The 4,221-nt window shown below is 55.6% G+C and carries 4 protein-coding genes; all 4 read left to right on the forward strand.

Annotated features, from left to right (window positions below):
* Positions 1–468, forward strand: a 468-nt coding sequence (locus J4G14_13310; protein ID MCE2458768.1) for a hypothetical protein, incomplete at its 5' end; no start/stop codon positions are given.
* A gap of 878 nt (positions 469–1,346) precedes the next feature.
* Entirely contained in the window at positions 1,347–2,384 is a 1,038-nt protein-coding gene (locus J4G14_13315) for a phospholipase D family protein (GenBank protein ID MCE2458769.1), read from the forward strand.
* The gene (locus J4G14_13320; GenBank protein MCE2458770.1) at positions 2,341–3,069 is read left to right on the forward strand and encodes a hypothetical protein; all 729 of its coding nucleotides are present in this window, start codon (positions 2,341–2,343) and stop codon (positions 3,067–3,069) included. Before J4G14_13315 ends, J4G14_13320 begins: the two co-directional genes overlap by 44 nt.
* Before the next feature lie 197 nt (positions 3,070–3,266).
* A partial coding sequence (locus J4G14_13325) for a hypothetical protein (protein MCE2458771.1) occupies positions 3,267–4,221 on the forward strand: 955 nt, incomplete at its 3' end.

A 4,221-nucleotide genomic window follows, 5' to 3' on the forward strand; every position in this document is an offset into this window, starting at 1 on the left:
GCAATGGAAAACTCCGACAGGTGGTTCGAGGAGTGGAAGAACTCCATAGACCCAGAGGAGTACCAGGCGATCATCAAGGAGACAGCCGAAAGATTCGATGCCAAGATCGACAGGCGGGTCGAACGCAGAAAGCAGATCAAGGCCGAACGCGAACTCCGGGAGAAAGAAGAAGCCGAACGTCAGGCCGCCGCGGCCCAACAGGCCAAGGCCAGGGCCAAGTCCGCTGCGGAGGAAGAAGAAAAGGCCAAAGAGGGAGAAGACCTCGGCCCACCACCATCCCGGGAAGAACACGAGAGATGGTCTCCAACACCCAACATCCCGACCTCGTTCAGGCTGGTCAACTGCGGACACCCCAGGTGCAAGCTGCACGACGGCCCCGTCTACTATCCCGAAGACGACCGCAGCAGCCCCTATTACAACCCCGGCATCCCCTCATCCTCGTTCCAGATCTTCCATCCCCGCTTGTGACCCCGTCGGGGTCATTAGCTATCGCCAAACTTCCAACACCGACCACAGAGCCCGATAACCCATGACAAACACAGCGCAGACAGGATCATAGGAGAGACCAACAACGGAGGCGACCTAGTCAAGGAGGTGCTGCGCACCGCGTCAGTCGTCATTCCGGCGAAGGCCTGTCCTGCACTCGACACGGGGCCGGAATCCAGGGGCTGGGGGTGTCATTCGACAAGCCCAGAGCCTGCCCTGAACTTGATCCGTGGACGAACAAACTGTCAGTTTACCTACCCCTGTAAGCACTTGACGGGTGAGGGCGAGAATGGATTGATCCCAAGTTCCCTGCGCCACCCAGAACCTGTACCAACTTGGTCGATGCACTGCTTTTGGCACAAATGTCCCCTCTCCCTTTAGGGAGAGGGCTAGGGTCGTAGATGCGCCGTGGCGTGTGAGGGTGAAATGTTCACCTACCAAACCGGTACAGCATCCGCCACCCATGCCCCTCTGGGCATCAGCTTTCGCCAATATGACAAAATGGAAGCGCCTACCAGTCTGGAACAGGTTCGACTTAGAGTGAAAAGTGCAAGACTCCCATCATTGCCGCGGAAGCGGGAATCCACAGGCTATCAACTATGGTTCGCCATAGTGGACTCCTGCTTTCGCGGGAGTGACGAGACTATTTCCCACGGAGTTTCGCACTCCTCTCAAAAGGGGTTACCTCTACCAAGATTGTCATTTACTTTACATTTACATTGGGGTATGGGATGGCTGACCAGACATATCAATCAGTGAAATAAGCAGCTAAGGCTATAGGTGTAACGAGTAAGACGGTTCAGTCCTGGATACGGTCTGGACGTCTACGAAGTGTCAGAAACAGAGGGCAGCGTGGCCGCATGGACTGGATCATTCAGCACAAGGATCTGGTTGCGGCCAGACGTGGAACTATGTTCGCTGAGGAAACCGGACCCTCTCAGCTACGTTTGGATTCGGAAGAAGATCGTAAGAAAGACGCCCTCAGCCTCCAGGTAGTCCGGCCGATGGAGCAGCGCAGTGAACTGTTCCATCCCAGAATACTGACCGGATACTCTAGCTTTAGAGCCGTCACCTACACGGTGAGTATTCCAATGATTCTTGAACTGCTGTCCCAAAATAACTACGAGAAGTTTGAGGTCATTTTCGGTGCGGAACGGCTGACCAGAACTCACGATGCGTCAAGGATCATCGTGATGCAGCAAGCCATCGAGGAAGAGTTGACTAAGGGATTTGTGGGCATGGGTGGGGTGAATGACATTGGCCTCAAATCCATTATGGACCGTCAAGCCTCTGGGCAGGCGCGATTCCTGGCCATTTCCGGAAGTGTGGTCCATTCCAAGGTTTATCTGCTTGAGTCAAAGGGGCAGCGAAGAGCATTGGTTGGATCGGCCAACCTGTCCAAAGCTGCGTTGTCTGGTCGGCAGGGTGAAGTCCTGTTGGCGTTCGATGACGATGATTACATGTGGGAGGAGATGGAGGCACTTTACGAGGCTCTGCGTGTATTTGCCTCTGTACCAATACGAGTGGGAACCGAGATCAGATCGGCACACCTCGCGTCGGTCAAAGATCTGCCCGTTAGTCGGAAGGTGGATGAGGAGCCGATCACTCTATACGTTGAGACTCCGGGCGACTTACCAGGGGATGTTGAAGTGCTGGGCGCCAGAGAGCAAGAGCAACACCGTCGAATTTCTCTATACCAGTATGTGGGGGCACCCGCCCAAGCCATTCGGAGACAAGGACTTCACTTCTACCAGGGTCTATGGGCAGCAGGGATCGTATGGTCTCTGCACCCTCTTTTACGACGACATTCGGGCAGGAAGGTTTACGAGTGGCGGGCGTCGAGGTGGCGATTCTATGGGAGAAGCCATCATCAAATCATACGACAGGCTTCACCATGAGTTGCCCAACATACCCTGTCTCGTGGCGACGCTGAACAGTGAGGCTAGGGAGTTCTTGAATGAAGTGAGAAAGAGGTCCCTTCTGGTCTACACCTCCACACCACTGCCGGTGGACAACACGGCGTTGGCGGAGCGAATGGACCGCGAGGCTAAGGGTCTACACAATCAGATCAGCACGGACTTTTTCAGCGAGTATCTATTCAGAATGAAAGACATCGTTGACGGCGTCAGTGATTGGGCATCGTTCGACTATCTGGAAGAGTCTTCGGCATTGCTGTTTGAAATGTTTCAAGATGTGCTACGGGGCGAAGAGAGCCTGCCTCGGTGGTGTCGGAGAGTATCCAGCAGGGACTTTGACGACTTTGCCTGGGAGCCCAAGCGTTATCAGATCAAGACCAGGCTCGACTCCAAGCTATTCTGCGCCGAATATCCACCAGACCGAGGGCAGTGGACAGTTCATGGCGATGACATTGTGTTGGGCGTGGATGAAGTTCACCAAACGTTACGTGAGAAGGAAGTCCCAGACCACATCATCAACAGGGAGGCCAGCGGCGGGATGAACCTTCATCTGAGAAAGGAAGAAACTGAGGCTTTCATACGCCGAGGACAGGGAGATGGAGACTATGAGCTACCTGCCTCGAGAGGATTACTTGCTCGGTTTGGCTCCTGGGTATCGTTGCGCTAGTCTAGACTCTCCCTCAGTTAGAGGCTGCCACGCTACCGTACCTACCCCCTGTCGTTCTAAGGGTTTCCCGACCGGCGTTCAGGCGTCAGACCTCACCGATGGAGTTTTGAACTTTTCTTCATGTATTTTTTGGCTTGACTTGCTTCAATAATCCGCGTAGACTCCGCGCTTAGAGACATTCCTAAGGGGGGACAGATATGGTTGCTTCACCGGTTCATCATGTTGTAAGGCGTCCGGGCAGGTTGCACGGTCATGCGGATTATGACATTCCAGTGGCGGAGGCCCTGGTCACTGTACCGGGTATTCGAAAGAATGACGAGGATGTCTCGTTCTATACGAGAGTCGATCCTCTCGAGTCACAGAACATCGAAAAGGCGGCCGACCGCGAGTGGGTATGGACCGTCTATACACCAGAGGTCTACCACTACCGCGAAGAGCACGACAAGGTAAACCAGCCTCTGGTCGACGCTGCTGCGGTCTCCGGCGAGATCGAGCCAACCGGCACCCCTGACCTGAGCAGGGACTACACGGAAGAACTCCGCCTCAAGGCCCGAGAGCTAGGCTTCGGCGAGGTTGGCTTCACTAGGTACGATCGCCACTACGCCTATAGCAGCAAGCGAAGCTGGATCAAGTACGAGCACGCAATCTGCCTGGCCCTGGAGCAGGACTACTGGCAGACCCAGACTATCCCAAGCCTGGACGCAGAATTTGCGCACTTCGGCACCTATGAGATTGAGGGTGCACTGGGCATCGAGCTTGCGGCACACATACGCGAGCTTGGCTTCCACGCTCAGATCCACAGCCCGAACGACAACAGCGCGGCGTACATCCCGATGTTCGTGGCGGCCGGCCTGGGTCAGCTTGGAGCCAATGGCCAGCTTCTGTCCCCGCACTTCGGTTCACGCGCCCGGCTCATGATTATCACGACCGACGCGCCCGTCACCTACGACGAGCCTATCGACTACGGCATCCACCAGTTCTGCCAGGAGTGCCAGGTATGCGTGAACCGCTGCCCCGGCAGAGCCCTGGTTAAGGAGAAGGTATGGTGGCGCGGTGTTGAGAAGAACAAGCTGATCTACGATCGCTGCCGCCCGGTCATGGCCACGTACGAAGGCTGCGCAGTCTGCATGAAGGTCTGCCCGGTCCAGCGCT

It is taken from the genome of Dehalococcoidia bacterium (genome assembly GCA_021295915.1).
Classification (GTDB): domain Bacteria; phylum Chloroflexota; class Dehalococcoidia; order Lucifugimonadales; family UBA1123; genus VXRN01.